The sequence below is a fragment of the Caulobacter sp. ErkDOM-C genome (assembly GCF_048541825.1).
GTDB lineage: Bacteria > Pseudomonadota > Alphaproteobacteria > Caulobacterales > Caulobacteraceae > Caulobacter.
On sequence record NZ_CP183332.1, the window covers coordinates 1,254,234 to 1,270,040 of the forward strand.

Here is a 15,807-nt window from a genome sequence, read left to right on the forward strand (position 1 = left end):
CGTGGTGTAGAAGCCTTGCACGGCGCCGAGGCGCGCGTTTGCTTCGAGGGTGATAGTCCGTGCTTCTTAAATTCCCGGGTCGTTCGGCAGTCGTCCTCGCCGCCGTTCTCGTCTCCGTCACGGTCGCGGGTTGCGCCGGCCAGGCCAAGAAGCCGACCCTGGCCTATGAAGAGCGCCCGGTGGAGCTGCTCTACGCCACGGGCGCCGATCGCCTGGATCGCGGCAGCTGGAACGAGGCCGTCGACTATTTCCGCGAAGTCGAACGCCAGCACCCCTATTCGGAATGGTCGCGCCGCTCGATCCTGATGACCGGTTTCGCCCACTATCAGGGCAACCAGTACAATGACGCCATCGGCGACGCCGACCGCTTCATCTCGCTGTATCCCGGCAATCCGTCGGCCTCCTACGCCTACTATCTCAAGGCCGTCTGCTATTTCGAGCAGATCGTCGACGTCAACCGCGACCAGGCCGCCACCGAGCAGGCCCTGGCGTCACTGCGCGACGTGGTTCAACGCTATCCGACCAGCGAATACGCCCAGGACGCGCGCCTGAAGATCGACATGGTCAATGACCAGCTGGCCGGCAAGGAAATGGCCATCGGCCGCTACTATCTGCGCCAGGGCCAGACCCTGGCCGCCATTGGCCGCTTCAAGACCGTGATCGACCGTCACCAGACCACCTCGCACACGCCCGAAGCCCTGTTCCGCCTGGTGGAATCCTATCTGACCCTGGGCCTGTTCGATGAGGCCAAGCGCAACGGCGCCGTGCTGGGCTTCAACTTCCCGGGCGATCGCTGGTACTCTGACGCCTACAGGCTGCTCAACGACGCCGGCCTCAAGCCCGCCGTCGAGCCGCTGACCCCCGGCGCCAAGAAGAACCTGCTGGACCGTCTGGTGCGCGACAAGAACGCCACCCTGGCCCCTCCCGGCGAAAAGCCGACTAAGAAGGACGGCATGCGGGGCCTTCTGGGGCTCTAGTCCCGGCCCTCCGCGGCCTCGCGGAACACAAGCTGAACATTGAAGCGTCTGAGCGCTTTCAAAAACGCTGATTCTGAGCGAATCTCCGCGACATGCTGATTGGTCTCTCCATTCGCGACGTCGTGCTCATCGAGAGCCTGGATCTGGCCATCGGGCCGGGCCTGACCGCCCTGACCGGTGAAACCGGCGCGGGCAAGTCGATCATCCTCGACGCCCTCGGTCTGGCCACCGGCGCGCGGGCTGATGCCGGCCTCGTTCGACGGGGCGCGGCGGGTCAGGCCTCGGCCACCGCCATCTTCGCCCTGCCGGCCGATCACCCGGCCTTCGCCTATCTGGACGACAAGGGCCTGGACTATGGCCGCGACGAGGACCTGGTCCTGCGCCGCCAGCTGTCGCCCGACGGCCGCTCCAGAGCCTTCGTCAATGACCAGGCCACCAGCGTCGGCGTGCTCAAGGACCTCGGCGCCCTGCTGCTCGAGGTGCATGGCCAGCACGAGACGGTCGGTCTGCTGGACCCCCGCACCCACCGAACTCTGCTGGACGCCTTTGGCTCGGTCTCCGTTTCGGCCGTCGCCTCGGCCTGGAGCGGCTGGCGCGCCGCCCGCGAAAAGGCCGAGGCCCTGCGCGCCCTGGCCAATCAGGCCGCCGCCGAGACCGAGGAACTGACCCTGCGCCTGTCGGAGCTGGACCGTCTGGACCCCCGCGAGGGCGAGGAAACGGCTCTCGCCGAGGAACGCGCCCTGCTGGGCTCGGCCGAGAAGGCCCTGGCCGACATCGCCTCGGCCCGGGATGCGCTGGGCGGTGACGCCCTGTCCGGCAAACTGGCCCAGGCCTTCCGCGCCCTGGAGCGGGCCCGCGAGCGCGCCCTGCATGCCGGCGCCCCCGCCGACGGCGCGGCCATGACCCGGCTGACCGCCGCCTGCGACGCCGTCGACCGCGCTTTGGTCGAGGCCCAGGAAGCCAGCGCCGCCATCGACGCGGTGGCCGAAACCTTCGAGTTCGAGCCCGACCGTCTGGAAAAGACCGAGGAGCGACTGTTTGCTTTGCGCGGCATGGCCCGCAAGCTGAACGTCGCCACCGAGAACCTGCCGTCCCTGCGCGCTGAATTCGCGACCCGCCTGCAGGCCATCGAAACCTCCGGCGAGGCCCTCAAGGCTGCCGAGGAAGAGGCCTCGTCCGCCCGCGACGGCTATGTCTTCGCCGCCGAAGCCCTGTCGGCCGAACGCCGCGCCGCCGGCGATCGTCTGGCCCTGGCCGTCGAGGCCGAACTGGCGCCGCTGAAGCTGGAAAAGGCCAAATTCCGGGTCGCCGTCGAGCCTCTGCCCGAGGATCGCGTCGGCCCCACCGGCATGGACCGCGTCGCCTTCGAGATCTCCACCAACCCCGGCGCGCCGTTTGGACCGATGGAGACCATCGCCTCGGGCGGCGAACTGGCCCGCTTCGCCCTGGCCCTGAAGGCCGCTCTGGCAGGTCGTGGAACTGGTCCGCAGCCGCTGATGATCTTCGACGAGGTTGATCAGGGCGTCGGCGGCGCCGTGGCCGACGCCGTGGGCCTGCGCCTCAAGCGTCTGGCCCAGAACGCCCAGGTCCTGGTAGTCACCCATTCGGCCCAGGTCGCCGCCCGCAGCGACGCCCACTGGCGCATCGCAAAGTCCGGCGACGATCAGGCCATCCGCACCCGGGTTGAACCCCTCTCGCCGGCCCAGCGCGAGGAAGAAATCGCACGGATGCTGTCTGGGGCGGAAGTCACCGAGGCGGCGCGGGCGGCGGCGCGGGCCTTGATCAACTAGGCTGCGTCGGGGTCAGGGGGGCGACAGCGGGCGTGCAACGCCAATCCCTGACCAAGCGCGCACGGAACCCCTCTCTCTATGAGAGAGGGTTGAGATTGTCCGCCAATAGGCCTTAGACCACTCGCCGCTTTGCCCACATCGCCGGGTTGGCGCGGAACATCGACCGCAGGGCGCTCATCTCGACGCGCGGCTTGACCCAGGCCTGCAGTGGACCATCCACGAACCGCTCGAACACGGCGGCGAAAGCCACGGCGACGGGGAAGGCCATGGCCCAGGTCAGCCACAGGGCGGTGTCGTTCAAGGCCAGCTTGCCGGCCGCCACGTGCTGGGCGCCAAACCAGGTCACGCCGACGAACTGGTTGGTCAGATAGAGGGCGAAGGCCAGTCGGCCCGCCGTTTTGGCCCAGCCCCAGTCCTTCCTGGCCGAGGCGCCGGCGGCGAAGATCAGCACGGCCAGCAAGGCCAGGCTGGCATAGTCGAACGCGCCGATCAGGTTCAGGGCCACGACCCCGGCGATGGCCACCGCGCCCAGAGCGTCGGCGACGCGGGGGCTGACCACGACTTCACGGCCCAGGCGGGCGATCAGCACGCCGATCAGGAACAGGGGCAGGGCGCGGATCACGCCGTACTTCAGCGTCAGGCGATACGAGCTCTGACCCAGCCAGTAGCGGCAGGCCAGATCCACGGCGACGAAGATCGCAGCGCCCACGGCCAGGGCGATCCACGGCGAGCGAATGGCGGCAAAGCCGCGCCACAGCACCGGGAAGGCGGCATAGCAGAAGACCAGGGCCGACAGGGTCCAGGTCGGGGTATTCCAGCCCGATGGGCCGTCAAAGCCCCAGGCCTGCACCAGCAGGGCCTGGGCCGGCAGCTGCGACCACTGGAACCACTGCGGGTTCTGAGGGGCGACGCCGATCAGGGTGGTGGCGGCGATCAGGGCCACGAAGCCGGCCAGCATCACCAGATGCGAGGGCCAGACGCGGGCAAAGCGTTTGAGCAGGAACTCGCGATCGCCGACCTGGCGCTGGCCGACCCGGTCGCCATAGGCGCGGCCCAGCACATAGCCTGACAGCATCAGGAAGAAATCGGTGGCCAGATAGCCTCGCCCCAATGCCGGGTGCAGCGCAAACAGGCTGACCGGCGCCTGCTCGGCATAGTGATAGATCACCATGAAGAAGGCCGCGAAGAACCGCAGGGCGTCCAGCGGGCCGCCGCGCGACAGGTCTCTCGCCATGGGAAGATCGCGCGCCCCAATGCGGGACGGTTCGGCGGCGTTCGACATGCGGATCTCCGTTTCCGACGAAGCCGCAGCAAGGTGCGCGCCAACAGGAGCGTTTTACCGGGGCATCGGTTAAAACCGGGTCGACGCCCTTTCCAACCGGATTCGCCCGTGACCCTGACGCCCGTCGCCGACCTGTCCGAAGCCCAGGCCGCCCTGGAACTGGAGTCGCTGGCCGATCAACTGGCGGCCCATGACCTGCGCTATCACCAGCAGGACGCGCCCACGATCAGCGACGCCGAATACGACGCCCTCAAGCGCCGCAACCTCGACATCGAGACCCGCTTTCCGCACCTCATCCGCGAGAACTCGCCGTCCGTCAGCGTGGGGGCGGCGCGGGCTGACCAATTCTCGCCGGTCGAACACGGCGTGCCGATGCTGAGCCTCGACAATGCCTTTTCCAATGACGAGGCGACCGAGTTCGACGCCCGCATCCGGCGGTTCCTGAAGCTGTCGCCTGACGAGACCGTCGCCTATACCGCCGAGCCGAAGATCGACGGCCTTTCGGCCTCCCTGCGCTATGAAAAAGGCGTCCTGGTCCAGGGCGCGACGCGGGGCGACGGCCGGGTAGGCGAGGACGTCACCGCCAACCTGCGCACCATCGCCGACATCCCCCAGCGCCTGAGGGGCTCCGGTTGGCCCGACGTGATCGAGGTGCGCGGCGAGGTCTATGTCGAACTGGCGGCCTTCGCGGCCTTCAACGCCGCTGCCGAGGCGGCCGGCCAGCGCACCTATGCCAATCCCCGCAACTTCGCCGCCGGCTCGCTGCGCCAGATCGATCCCAAGATTAGCGCCCAACGTCCGCTGCGGTTCTTCGGCTATGCCTGGGGCCTGGTCAGTGACAGCTTTGCAGACGGTCAGTGGGAGGCGCTGGCCCGGCTGGAAGACTGGGGTTTCGTGACCACGGCCCCGCCGGCCAAACGGGTGGAGAACGCCCAGGGCCTGCTCGACATCTATGCCGAGTTCGAAATCCTGCGGCCGAAACTGGATTTCGACATCGACGGCGTCGTCTACAAGGTCGACGACCTGGGTCTGCAGAAGCGCCTGGGTTTCGTCTCGCGCTCGCCGCGCTGGGCCATCGCCCGCAAGTTCCCGGCCCAGAAGGCCCGCACCATCCTGGAAGCCATCGACCTGCAGGTGGGCCGCACCGGCGCGATCACGCCCGTGGCGCGGCTGAAGCCGGTGACCGTCGGCGGGGTCTCGGTGACCAACGCCACCCTGCACAATGGCGACGAGATCGCCCGACTGGACGTGCGGGTGGGCGACACCGTGGTGATCCAGCGGGCCGGCGACGTCATCCCGCAGATCGTCGAGGTAGCGCTGGAGGCGCGGCCCGATCCCGCGTCGCCGCCCTATGAATTCCCCCATTTTTGCCCCTGTCCGCTGAAGACCGAGCTAGCGCGCGAGATCAACGCCTCTGGGGCCGAGTCTGTCGTCCGGCGTTGCACGGGCGAGTTCGCCTGTCCGTTCCAACGCGTGGAACACCTGCGCCACTTCGTGTCGCGTCGGGCCTTCGACATTGAGGGGCTGGGCGAAAAGCAGCTGCATGCCTTCTTCGACGAGGGCTGGATCCGCGAGCCCGCCGACATCTTCCGCCTGGCCCGCGATGCGGAAAAGCTGGAGGCCCTGCGCACCCGCGATGGCTATGGCGAGACCTCCGTCGCCAATCTGGTGAAGGGCATCGAGGCCCGGCGCACCATCGGTCTGGACCGGGTGATCTACGGTCTGGGCATGCGGGATATCGGCGAGACCACCTCGACCGTCCTGGCCCGCCACTTCGACACCTTCGCCGACCTGCAGGCCGCCGCCGAGGCCGCTGCCACAGGCCTGCCCACGGCGACCTATCTCGAGCTCTCGACCGCGCCCGGCGTCGGCCCCAAGGCGCTGGACCTGCTGGTCGAGGTCGGCAAGGGCGGCCTGAAAGCTGACCCGTGGCCCGAGGCTGACAGCCTTGAGATCAAGATCGGCCACGCCGTTTCCAAGCTGACCAAACCGGCCCGCGCCGCCCTTACCGAGCGCTACGGAACCTGGGACGCCTTCGCCCAGGCCTTGGCGGAAGCCGCCAATGGCGCGCCCGGCGAGGACTATCTGCATCTGGCATCCGTCGACGGCGTCGGTCCGGTCGCGGCCCAGTCGCTGGCGCGGTTCTTCAGTGAGGACCATAACCGCCAGAAGGTCGCCGCCCTGGTCGAGCAGCTCGACATCCAGGCCGTGGCCAAGCTCAAGACCGACACGGCCGTGGCCGGCAAGACCGTTGTCTTCACCGGCGCCCTGGAAAAGATGACTCGCGACGAAGCCAAGGCCCAGGCCGAGGCGCTGGGGGCCAAGGTGGCCTCATCGGTGTCGAAGAAGACCGATCTGGTGGTGGCCGGTCCCGGCGCGGGCTCCAAGCTGAAGACCGCCACCGAGCTGGGCATCCAGGTGATGACCGAGGACGAATGGCTGGCCATGGTGGCCGGATAGGGCTGGACGGATCTGAAGATCTCGCCCTCAATTTGCCGCGAGACTTGCCGTTGATCGGCGGATCGCGCAACCAATGCAGTCAAACGCGCAGTCAGGCGCGACCCAGGGAGTAGACCATGTTCCGCACCACCTTGATCGCCGTCGCGGCGCTCGGCGCGCTGGCCGGGCCAGCCTTCGCCAGCGATATCACCGGCCTGTGGGCCACGCCGACCAATGGCGGCCAGGTCGAGATCGCCCGCTGCGGCAACAGCCTGTGCGGCAAGCTGGTCACCTCCAACCAGCTCAAGACAAACGCTGCCCTGAAGGACGAAAGAAACAAGGCCGCCGCCCAGCGCGGGCGCGCCCTGAAGGGCCTGCAGATGCTGTACGACTTCACCGGCGGGCCCGCCAAGTGGACCGGCGGCACGGTCTACAATCCCGACGACGGCGGCACCTATGCGGGCACGATCGAGATGCTGTCCGACAATCAGCTGAAGCTGAAGGGCTGCGTCGTCGCTCCGCTGTGCAAGACCCAGGTGTGGAACCGGGTGAAGTAGGAAAGTCCTCCCCCTGAAGGGGGAGGCGGTCGCGTAGCGACCGGAGGGGGAAGTGGCCTGGGGCCCTGCGACTTCCCTCTCCGTCGCCTGCGGCGACACATCTCCCGTCAGGGAGAGGACTTGAAAGCTAAAGCGGCGCGCAGACCGCTTCCATCCAGGCCCGCACCTCAGGCTCGACCCGGGGGCCGATCTCCTTGAGCACCCGCGCGTGATAGGTGTCGAATTGGGCGACCTCTTCGGCCGACAGCAGCGCCTTGTCGATCAGGCGCCGGTCGATGGGGGCCAGGGTCAGGGCCTCGAAGCGGTGCATCGGGCGCTCGCCGCCGGCGATGTCCTCGGCGGGCATGACCACTTCCAGGTTCTCGATGCGGATGCCGTACTCGCCGTCCTTGTAGAAGCCGGGCTCGTTGGAGACGATCATGCCGGGCTGCAGGGCGATGGTGTTGGGGGCCTTGGAGATCCGCTGCGGGCCTTCGTGCACGCCCAGATAGACGCCGACGCCGTGGCCGGTGCCGTGGTCATAGTCCAGGCCATGGGCCCACAGGGCGGCGCGGGCGAAGGCGTCGATGGCCGAGCCGGTGGTGCCGGCCGGGAAGCGCAGGCGGGCGATGGCCAGGTGGCCCTTCAGCACCAGGGTGTTGCGCTGGACCATCTCGGCCGAGGGCTCGCCGATCGCCACCGTGCGGGTGACGTCGGTGGTGCCGTCCAGATACTGGCCGCCGCTGTCGACCAGTAGCAGCGAGCCTCGGGCCGCCCGCTGGTTGCTGCGCTCGGTCGGGCGATAGTGGGGCAGGGCGCCGTGGCCGTTGGCCGCGCCGATGGTGTCGAACGACAGGTCCTTGAGCAGGCCGGTGGCTTCGCGGAAGCCTTCCAGCTTGGCGACGGCTTCCTTCTCGTCGGGCGGATTGATCTGACCCTCGGTGGCCAGCCAGTGCAGGAAGCGGGTCAAAGCGGCGCCGTCGCGGCGATGCGCCTCGCGCGTGCCGTCGATCTCGACGTCGTTCTTGCAGGCCCGCGGCATCGTGCAGGGATCCATGCCGCGCACCACCTTGGCGCCGGCGGCGCTGAGCGTGTCGAAATACCAGGCCGAGGATTGGCCGGGGTCGACCAGCACGGCCTTGCCGGCCAGCTCGGCCAGGGCGGCGTCCAGGGCGTCCGGGGTTTCCAGCGACACCTGGTTGCCCAGCCAGGCCGGCAGGTCGGCGGTGACCTTGGCCGGGTCGATGAACAGGCGCGCCGTGCCATCGCTATTGACGATGGCCTGCGACAGCGGCAGGGGCGAGCGGATCACATCGCCGCCGCGCACATTGAACAGCCAGGCGATCGAGGCCGGGGCCGTGATCACGGCGGCATGGGCCCCGAGGCTGGTCAGGCTGGCCCCCACGCGGCCGCGCTTGGAGGCGGAGTCCTCGCCGGCATAGTCCACAGGCTGCGGCACGATGGGCGCGGCCGGTTGCGCCGGACGCTGGGCGCCCCAGGCTTCGTCCAGCGGGTTGACGGCGACGGGCTTGAGTTCCGCACCGGCCTTGGCGGCGGCGGCCTTGAGGCTGTCGAGGGCCTGTGGGCTGTGCAGGCGGGCGTCATAGCCGATGACGGCGCCCGGCTTTGCGGTTTCGAGATAGGCGGGGACGCCGCCCTCAACGAGGTCGCGGATCTCGAACACGCCCTGGTCGACCTGCTCGCGCACCTGCAGGGTGTAGCGGCCATCGACGAACACGGCGGCGCGGTCGATCATGATCACGCCGGCCCCGGCGCTGCCGGTGAAGCCGCTGGCCCAGGCCAGACGGTCATTGGCGGCGGGCAGGTACTCGTTCTGATGCTCGTCCTCGTGTGGGACGAGGAAGCCGTCCAGACCCTGGCGGGCCATGGCGGCGCGGATCAGGGGGATGTGCTTGGGGCCGAAGGACGGGTCGGTGGATTCATCGAAGGTCTGACGCATACCCCGATGTAATCCGCCGACCCGAGCCTGGGAAGAGGATGATTATTGCGGGGAAGCGGCGACCGGCGCGTTGGCCGCCGGCGCGGTGTCGCCGGTGGCCGCCACACGGTCGGCGGCGTCCTGGGCGGCCTGGCTGGCGTTGGCGGCGGAGCGCTCGGTGTCGCGGCGGGCCTCGTCGGCCGCAGCCCCGGCGTTGCGGGCGGCGTTTTCAGCAGCGAACTGGGCCTGCTGGGCGCTGCTAGCCACGCTGGACTGCGCGCCCTCGATCACGCCGGCGGCGCGGCCCTGTTCCTGGGCCTGCAGAAGCTGGTCCTGGCCGGTGTCGACCGGGCGCTGGTTCAGCATGAAGGCCACGGCGATCACCGCGACGACCGCGACGATGCCCGCCACCATCCAGCCGGCGGTGTTGGCTTCGCGGCGGACTTCGACGACGCGCTCGGCCGGCGGGATCTGGGGATCGACATAGGTCATCGGGCTGTTCCTTGAACCGATAGGGTCGGCTCTAGAAACGTGGTCCTTGGCCCGCTGGTTCCGCCTGGCCTCAGGGACGTTGCAGAACCAGCGTGGCCCAGGCGTCGCGATGGATACGGCTGACGACCTTGAAGCCGCGCGACAGGTAGGCGGCCTTGACCATCCGCTCCTGGGTGCGCAGCAGGCCCGACAGGATCACCGTGCCGCCGGGGACCAGGGCGCGCTTGATATCCTGGGCCAGGCTGATCAGCGGTCGGGCCAGGATGTTGGCGAACACCAGATCGTAGGGGGCGTTGTCGGCCACCAGCCGGTCGCCCAGGCCCGAGGCGTGGACGAACTTGGCGTTGGTCTGGTTGACCTTGGCGTTTTCGCGGGCGATCCGCACGCTGGGACGGTCGATATCGGTGCCGACCGCCAGCTTGCTGCCGGTCCGGGCTGCAGCAATGGCCAGCAGGCCGGTGCCGGCCCCGACGTCCAGCACCTTCTTGAAGCTGCGAGCCTTGAGCAGGCGGTCATAGGCCTGCAGGCAGCCCACCGTGGTGCCGTGGTGGCCGGTGCCGAACGCCGCCCCGGCCTCGATGCGCAGATTGACCGTGCTGGCCGGCAGGCGGCCGCGATCGTGCATCCCATAGACAAAGAAGCGGCCGGCCCGCACCGGCGGCAGGCCCGACAGCGCCATGGCCAGCCAGTCGGCGTCGGCCAGGACCTCGGTGGTCACCTTGACCTTGAAGCCGGCCAACACCTGCGTCAGGCCTTCGGACTCGTCCTGGGTGGTGGGGAAGGCGTCGATCCGCCAGATGTTCTTGTCCTCGTCCTCTTCCAGGATCGAGTAGGTCGCGCCTTCGAGGCCGGGATGGTTGTCGATGGCGTCGGCGGCGGCTTCGGCGTCGGCGCGGTCGCCGCGGGCGACGATCTGTTGGGGCGTATAGTCGGTCATGCCGCTCCAGTACCGATCCCGGAGCCGAAAGGCGAGCCTTTGGGGCCGCCTAGTTCAGCAAAGTCGGCTCTGGCGGCTCATCCTCAGGCAGACGAATGTCCAGGATATCGCCCCGGGTCGAGGCCCAGCGGGTCTCGTCGCGCGCGGGGCGGGCGGCGACCATGGCGGTCGGCGCAGGTTCGGGGGCGGCATAGACCACCGGCGGGGGCTCGACTTCATGGCGCGGCGGATCAGTCTCGCGCGGACGGGTCTGCGCCAGGAAGTCGGTCCCGATCACATAGTCCGGGACCTTGCCCGACGGCCAGCCGATCGGCTGGGTGGTGTCTGCCATCGCGGCGCGATTGAACGGCTGGGTTTCGACAAAGGCTTCGGTCTGGGGTCCGACCTGAAACACCAGGCCCAGAACGACGCCCAGCACGGCCGCCAGCGGCGCGCCGTACAGCACCGGCTGCGAGACGGCGAAGGTCTTCAGGGGCGTCAGATTAAAGTCCATGGACGAATAGCGTCTGGCGCGCGGTTCCGTTCGATGGGGAGGTGAGAAATCCTGATGGGTCGGTGTTGGTCAGGGCGCAGCGGGGGGCGGACGTTGGACCCTTGTCACCGACGAAGAGCGGACGTTTCGACTGACCTAAGAGGGAGGCGGACTTTCAGGTTCGGCGGGCGATGGTGATGATTTCGGGGCTGGTCTCGGTGAGAGGGCTCTCGTCCCAGTCCCCAAACTGGGCCTCCAGCATCAGACCTGCGCGTGCCAGTTCCGCGTCGAGGTCGGCCTTGCCGATGAACCGCAGGGTGCTGTGGCTGACTCGCGATTGGTCCCACGCCACGCTTTGAAAGGTGTGTGAGAACGACACCACCCGCCCATTGAAGGGCGTTGTGACCTTCCGGCTCACCTGCACGCTTTCTCCGTGGGGACCGGCGAAGGCGCTACGAACCTCGGATTCCCAGGCCTCCCACGCCCGGGCGGATGGATTGCGGGTTTCGAAGGCGAAGCGGCCACCCGGCTTCAGGGCGGCATGAATACGCGCCAGGGCGTCGCGCAATTCGTCATCTTCGACAAGGACCTGGAAGGCGTGCCCAGTCATAACGGCCAGGTCGAACTCTGCGTCCCAGGCGACCGATGAGAGGTCACCGAGCACCCATTCGACATCGTCGCGTCGACGCGCTTGGGCCAACATGCCAAGCGCTGGATCGAGGCCGCAAAGCCGCCCGCCATGCCCCGCGTCGCGGGCCTGGTGCAGCATGGACCCCGTACCACAGCCGACGTCCAAGACCGCGTGAGCGGCCATCACCATCGGACGGTAGAAGTCATAGTCGTCCCGGCCGGGGTTCATCGCGTCATAGAGCGCTGCAAGTTCGGCGTCGGCGAAGAGGAGATCGGGCATTTGCCAAGATTTTCAGATCGCGTTGAACTCGACAAGCGGACGCCCGGCGTCCCGCTCATCCTGATATCTCCTGGACAGAACTGTGATCGTCTCGCCGTGAGATTTAGGGATGGCTCCCTTCGGCGCGAAGGGCTGCGGGGCCAGATCGAACCCTTCTCCCAGAGGGAGAAGGAGGGGCCCGCCGCGTAGCGGTGGGAGGATGAGGGGTTTGCGAAGCCCTTCCGGACAGGGCAGGGCCTTCGGGCGCCAGGACGGCTGACGGTGTAACCCCTCACCCTCCCACGCAAGCGTGGGTCCCTCCCTCTCCCTCTGGGAGAGGGCTGGGCGTACGGGAATTGGCCGCGCTCAATCCCCGTTCTTTCCAGAACAAATGCCCGCCCAATCAACCGCTTGAAAAATAGTTGATCGCGCCCGTCAGACGCGCCGAAACCTCCCGCATAATCACAGCTGTCCCCGTCGCAGGGGGAGGGCGCCTGGTACCGGCCCAAAGCGGCGATGGGGATGGAGCTGAGCGGGGCCGCGACGCCCTGGAAGGCGGGTCGAGGTGTGCGGGCTGTCTCAGAAGGACGGCGCAAACGCTGAGTGGCTCGTCGGCCGGGTGAACGCGGGTCGAAGAGGGCGAGGGATCGTAAACCCGCCTATCGCGCATCGTCGGCGTCGAGACGGTTAGCCGATCACACGTGTGACAGCCGAAGGCGTCGGTCACGCGCATCAGGCACTTGACCTCTTGGCTTCGCCAAGAGGTCGGAATGCGCGCCCGTACGGGGGCTCTTGGGTATCAGAGCTGAAAGACGCTCGCTTGGCCCGATCCTCACGCAAGAACAGCTTCTGCGAAGCGGACAGGTCGAGCCGAAACGCAAAACACACATCACGGTCATCCGGGTTCGTCCCGGCCGCTTCGCGCCTCCCCAACCCCTTCAGTGGCTGATGCCGCGTGAGGCTGAGACCTCATGTCTTCTCCCTTCCCCCTTTGATGGGGGAAGGGCGGGGATGGGGGTGACCCCGCCGGCCGATTTCACACAGGCCGAGCCACACCCCGACAGTCTTTCACCCCCATCCCCAACCCTTCCCCCATCAAAGGGGGAAGGGAGCAGAGGAGAAGACGGTGTCACGCCTTCTCGACGAAACTGTCGATGACCTTCTTGTCGCCGGCCTTGTCGAAGGCGACCGAAAGCTTGTTGCCCTCGACGGCCGAGACCTGGCCGTAGCCGAACTTGACGTGGAACACCCGGTCGCCGCGCTGATAGGCGCTGGCCTTGGACGGGGTGGAAACCGCAACCAGCCGGCCCTCGCCCTCGATCGGGGCCGAGCGCCCGCCCGAGCCGCCGGTACGGGGATTGCTCCAGGAATTGCCGCCGCCGGCCATGCGGTCCTGGGCCCGCTTCCAGCCGGGGCTGGCATAGCCCGCGCCGCCGAACGACGAACTGGCGCCCGTGTCGTCCCAGCGCGAGGCCGCCGTCTGCTGCATGCCCGGCCCGCCGCCATAGTAGCCGGTCTCGGACGCCGCCTCGACATGGGCCAAGGGCAGTTCGTCGACGAAGCGCGACGGCAGTTGGCTGGTCCAGCGGCCATAGACCTGCCGGTTGGCCACGAAGCTGATCCGGGCCTCTTCACGGGCCCGGGTGATGCCGACATAGGCCAGGCGCCGCTCTTCCTCGAGGCCCTTGGCGCCCTTGTCGTCCATGCTGCGCTGGCTGGGGAAGACGCCTTCTTCCCAGCCGGGCAGGAAGACCAGCGGAAACTCCAGGCCCTTGGCCGAGTGCAGGGTCATGATCCAGACCGCGTCGTCGCCGGCGCCCTTGTCCAGGTCCATGACCAGCGACACGTGCTCCAGATAGCTTTCCAGGGTGTCGAAGGCGCTCATCGACTGGACGAGCTCCTTGAGGTTCTCCAGCCGCGTCTGGCTGGTGGGTCCCTTGTCGATGCGCAGGGCGTCGGTATAGCCGCTCTCTTCCAGCACAGCCTCGAGAACCCGCTGGTGCGGGGTCGTCGCGGCCAGAGCCCGCCAGCGATCCAGGTCGCGCAGGAAGTTGGACAGCGCGGTGCGGGTGCGGGCCGGCAGTTCGTCGGTGGAGACCAGGGCCCGGGCCGCCTCGACCGCCGGCAGGCTCTCGGCCCGGGCGATGTGCAGCAGCTTCTGGACGCTCGTGTCGCCAATGCCGCGCTTGGGCGTGTTGACGATGCGCTCGAAGGCCAGATCATCGTCGGGCGACTGGATCAGGCGCAGATAGGCGTGGGCGTCGCGGATTTCGGCCCGTTCGAAGAAGCGCGGGCCGCCGACCACCTTGTAGGGGATCTGCAGCATCACGAAGCGCTCTTCGAAGGACCGCATCTGGAACGATGCCCGCACCAGAATGGCCATGTGGCTGTATTTGCGGCCGGCCCGTTTGGCCTTCTCGATTTCGTCGGCGACCATCCGGCTTTCGGCCTCGCCGTCCCAGACGCCGCTGACCTTGACCTTTTCGCCGCCCATTGCCTGGGTCCACAGGGTCTTGCCCAGGCGGTCCTTGTTGGCGGTGATCAGGCCGGATGCGGCGGCCAGAATATGCTCCGTAGACCGATAATTCCGCTCCAGCCGGACGACCTTGGCGCCCGGGAAGTCGCGCTCGAAGCGCAGGATGTTGTCGACCTCGGCCCCGCGCCAGCCATAGATCGACTGGTCGTCATCGCCCACGCAGCAGACGTTCTGCCGGCCTTGGGCCAGCAGGCGCAGCCACAGATACTGGGCGATGTTGGTATCCTGATACTCGTCGACCATCACGTATTTGAAGCGCGTCTGATAGTCGGTCAGCACGTCGGGATGGCTGGTCAGGATGGTGATGTTGTGCAGCAGCAGATCGCCGAAATCGCAGGCATTGAGGATGCGCAGCCGCTCCTGGTACTGACGATAGAGGGTGACGCCCTTGCCATTGGCGAACTCGCCGCCCTCGGCCGGCGGCACGCGATCGGGCGTCCAGCCCTTGTTCTTCCAGTTGTCGATCATCCCCGCCATGATCTTGGGCGTCCAGCGCTTGGCGTCGATGTTCTCGGCCTCGATCAGTTGTTTGAGCAGGCGCTCCTGATCGTCATTGTCGATGATCGTATAGCTGGACTTCAGGCCCACCAGCTCGGCATGGCGGCGCAGGATCTGGGCGGCCACCGAGTGGAAGGTGCCCAGCCAGCGCAGGCCCTCGGCCTCGGCCCCGATGATGTGGGTGATCCGCTCGCGCATCTCGCGCGCGGCCTTGTTGGTGAAGGTGACGGCCAGCAGCTCCCACGGACGGGCGCGGCCGGTCGTCAGGATGTGGGCAAGACGCGTGGTCAGAACCCGCGTCTTGCCCGTGCCGGCCCCGGCCAGGACCAGCACAGGGCCCTCCGTTGTCTCGACCGCCGCCCGCTGCTCGGGGTTCAGCCCCTCCAGATAGCCGGGGTCGCCGCCGGGGCCGCGGGGGCGGGCCAGGTCGGAGATGCGCGGGGAGGGGAGGTCGCCGGGAAAGGCCGAGTCGAAGTCTGAAGACATGGAACATATGTAGCACAGACCGTGGCGGGCTTAAGCCCCTACGGCGGCGATTGCGGAACCTGCGGCCTTGAGGGCCGTTGATCAGACACATCAATCACGGGAGGCTCACATGGCCGAAGGCACGAGCAGCAGCAGCGGCAACGGTGGCTTGGCATTCATCGTCGGAGGACTGGTGGTGATCGTCGCGATCATCGCCTTCGTCGTGTACTCCGGCGGCTTCAGCCAGAAGAAGTCTGTGGACGTCAATATCTCGGCCTCGGCGCCCCAGCTCCCGGACGCGCCCAAGCTGCCGGGCAATTGAGGGCAGCCATGAAGCACGCTCATTCGGATCACGGAAGTCGTGCCGCTTGGCTGGCCGCGCTGGCGGCCGTGGTGGTGGTCCTGACCTTGTGGATGGCCTGGCGCCTCGGCGGGACGGCGAGGGTCCCGTCGGATCTGGGATTCCGGACACCCGCCGCCCCGTCCCGCGCCATGCCCGATCCTCAACCGCCGCCGCTGCCAACCTCGCCCCGGCCAGGGTGAGGCTGGCAGCAG

The 15,807-nt window shown here is 67.9% G+C and carries 12 protein-coding genes and 1 pseudogene; 5 read left to right on the forward strand and 8 right to left on the reverse strand.

Annotated elements, in window-relative coordinates; translation table 11 throughout:
* Nucleotides 1–59 precede the first annotated feature (59 nt).
* Nucleotides 60–977, forward strand: a complete 918-nt coding sequence (locus ACN2C8_RS06055) for an outer membrane protein assembly factor BamD (protein WP_419254935.1) — start codon at nt 60–62, stop codon at nt 975–977.
* A gap of 92 nt (nt 978–1,069) precedes the next feature.
* Nucleotides 1,070–2,767 (forward strand): DNA repair protein RecN, encoded by a 1,698-nt coding sequence (gene recN / locus ACN2C8_RS06060; protein WP_419254936.1) that lies wholly within the window; start codon nt 1,070–1,072, stop codon nt 2,765–2,767.
* Nucleotides 2,768–2,879: 112 nt separating this feature from the next.
* Here recN and ACN2C8_RS06065 read toward each other — a convergent pair whose 3' ends face one another.
* The gene (locus ACN2C8_RS06065; protein WP_419254937.1) at nt 2,880–4,049 is read right to left on the reverse strand and encodes an acyltransferase family protein; all 1,170 of its coding nucleotides are present in this window, start codon (nt 4,047–4,049) and stop codon (nt 2,880–2,882) included.
* 108 nt (nt 4,050–4,157) lie between these two features.
* Here ACN2C8_RS06065 and ligA point away from each other — a divergent pair, with 108 nt between their 5' ends.
* Both ligA and ACN2C8_RS06075 read left to right on the forward strand, forming a co-directional pair.
* A complete protein-coding gene (gene ligA, locus ACN2C8_RS06070) occupies nt 4,158–6,509 on the forward strand; it encodes an NAD-dependent DNA ligase LigA (protein WP_419254938.1) in 2,352 nt (783 codons plus the stop codon).
* A 116-nt stretch (nt 6,510–6,625) separates the two neighbouring features.
* The gene (locus tag ACN2C8_RS06075) at nt 6,626–7,045 is read left to right on the forward strand and encodes a DUF2147 domain-containing protein (RefSeq protein ID WP_419254939.1); all 420 of its coding nucleotides are present in this window, start codon (nt 6,626–6,628) and stop codon (nt 7,043–7,045) included.
* 127 nt (nt 7,046–7,172) lie between these two features.
* Here ACN2C8_RS06075 and ACN2C8_RS06080 read toward each other — a convergent pair whose 3' ends face one another.
* The 7 genes and pseudogenes from ACN2C8_RS06080 to ACN2C8_RS06110 form a co-directional block, all read right to left on the reverse strand.
* Nucleotides 7,173–8,984, reverse strand: coding sequence for an aminopeptidase P family protein (locus tag ACN2C8_RS06080; RefSeq protein WP_419254940.1), 1,812 nt, complete (start codon nt 8,982–8,984; stop codon nt 7,173–7,175).
* 42 nt (nt 8,985–9,026) lie between these two features.
* On the reverse strand, nt 9,027–9,455 hold the full coding sequence (locus tag ACN2C8_RS06085; protein WP_419254941.1) for a hypothetical protein: 429 nt from the start codon (nt 9,453–9,455) through the stop codon (nt 9,027–9,029).
* Nucleotides 9,456–9,525: 70 nt separating this feature from the next.
* The gene (locus ACN2C8_RS06090) at nt 9,526–10,392 is read right to left on the reverse strand and encodes a 50S ribosomal protein L11 methyltransferase (RefSeq protein WP_419254942.1); all 867 of its coding nucleotides are present in this window, start codon (nt 10,390–10,392) and stop codon (nt 9,526–9,528) included.
* 49 nt (nt 10,393–10,441) lie between these two features.
* Entirely contained in the window at nt 10,442–10,885 is a 444-nt protein-coding gene (locus ACN2C8_RS06095) for a hypothetical protein (RefSeq protein ID WP_419254943.1), read from the reverse strand.
* 154 nt (nt 10,886–11,039) lie between these two features.
* Nucleotides 11,040–11,774, reverse strand: a complete 735-nt coding sequence (locus tag ACN2C8_RS06100) for a class I SAM-dependent methyltransferase (RefSeq protein WP_419254944.1) — start codon at nt 11,772–11,774, stop codon at nt 11,040–11,042.
* A gap of 130 nt (nt 11,775–11,904) precedes the next feature.
* Nucleotides 11,905–11,982, reverse strand: a pseudogene (locus ACN2C8_RS06105) (hypothetical protein); the annotation flags it as partial.
* Between the two features lie 900 nt (nt 11,983–12,882).
* The gene (locus tag ACN2C8_RS06110; protein ID WP_419254945.1) at nt 12,883–15,273 is read right to left on the reverse strand and encodes an ATP-dependent helicase; all 2,391 of its coding nucleotides are present in this window, start codon (nt 15,271–15,273) and stop codon (nt 12,883–12,885) included.
* A 109-nt stretch (nt 15,274–15,382) separates the two neighbouring features.
* Between ACN2C8_RS06110 and ACN2C8_RS06115 the strand changes: the two genes are divergently transcribed.
* On the forward strand, nt 15,383–15,574 hold the full coding sequence (locus ACN2C8_RS06115; RefSeq protein WP_419254946.1) for a hypothetical protein: 192 nt from the start codon (nt 15,383–15,385) through the stop codon (nt 15,572–15,574).
* Nucleotides 15,575–15,807 lie beyond the last annotated feature (233 nt).

What these genes read in the sequence shown, in the direction of transcription:
- recN (WP_419254936.1), top strand. Translation starts at nt 1,070, where the DNA reads ATGCTGATTGGTCTCTCCATTCGCGACGTCGTGCTCATCGAGAGCCTG.
- ACN2C8_RS06065 (WP_419254937.1), bottom strand. Translation starts at nt 4,049, where the DNA reads ATGTCGAACGCCGCCGAACCGTCCCGCATTGGGGCGCGCGATCTTCCC.
- ACN2C8_RS06075 (WP_419254939.1), top strand. Translation starts at nt 6,626, where the DNA reads ATGTTCCGCACCACCTTGATCGCCGTCGCGGCGCTCGGCGCGCTGGCC.
- ACN2C8_RS06080 (WP_419254940.1), bottom strand. Translation starts at nt 8,984, where the DNA reads ATGCGTCAGACCTTCGATGAATCCACCGACCCGTCCTTCGGCCCCAAG.
- ACN2C8_RS06085 (WP_419254941.1), bottom strand. Translation starts at nt 9,455, where the DNA reads ATGACCTATGTCGATCCCCAGATCCCGCCGGCCGAGCGCGTCGTCGAA.
- ACN2C8_RS06090 (WP_419254942.1), bottom strand. Translation starts at nt 10,392, where the DNA reads ATGACCGACTATACGCCCCAACAGATCGTCGCCCGCGGCGACCGCGCC.
- ACN2C8_RS06095 (WP_419254943.1), bottom strand. Translation starts at nt 10,885, where the DNA reads ATGGACTTTAATCTGACGCCCCTGAAGACCTTCGCCGTCTCGCAGCCG.
- ACN2C8_RS06100 (WP_419254944.1), bottom strand. Translation starts at nt 11,774, where the DNA reads ATGCCCGATCTCCTCTTCGCCGACGCCGAACTTGCAGCGCTCTATGAC.
- ACN2C8_RS06110 (WP_419254945.1), bottom strand. Translation starts at nt 15,273, where the DNA reads ATGTCTTCAGACTTCGACTCGGCCTTTCCCGGCGACCTCCCCTCCCCG.
- ACN2C8_RS06115 (WP_419254946.1), top strand. Translation starts at nt 15,383, where the DNA reads ATGGCCGAAGGCACGAGCAGCAGCAGCGGCAACGGTGGCTTGGCATTC.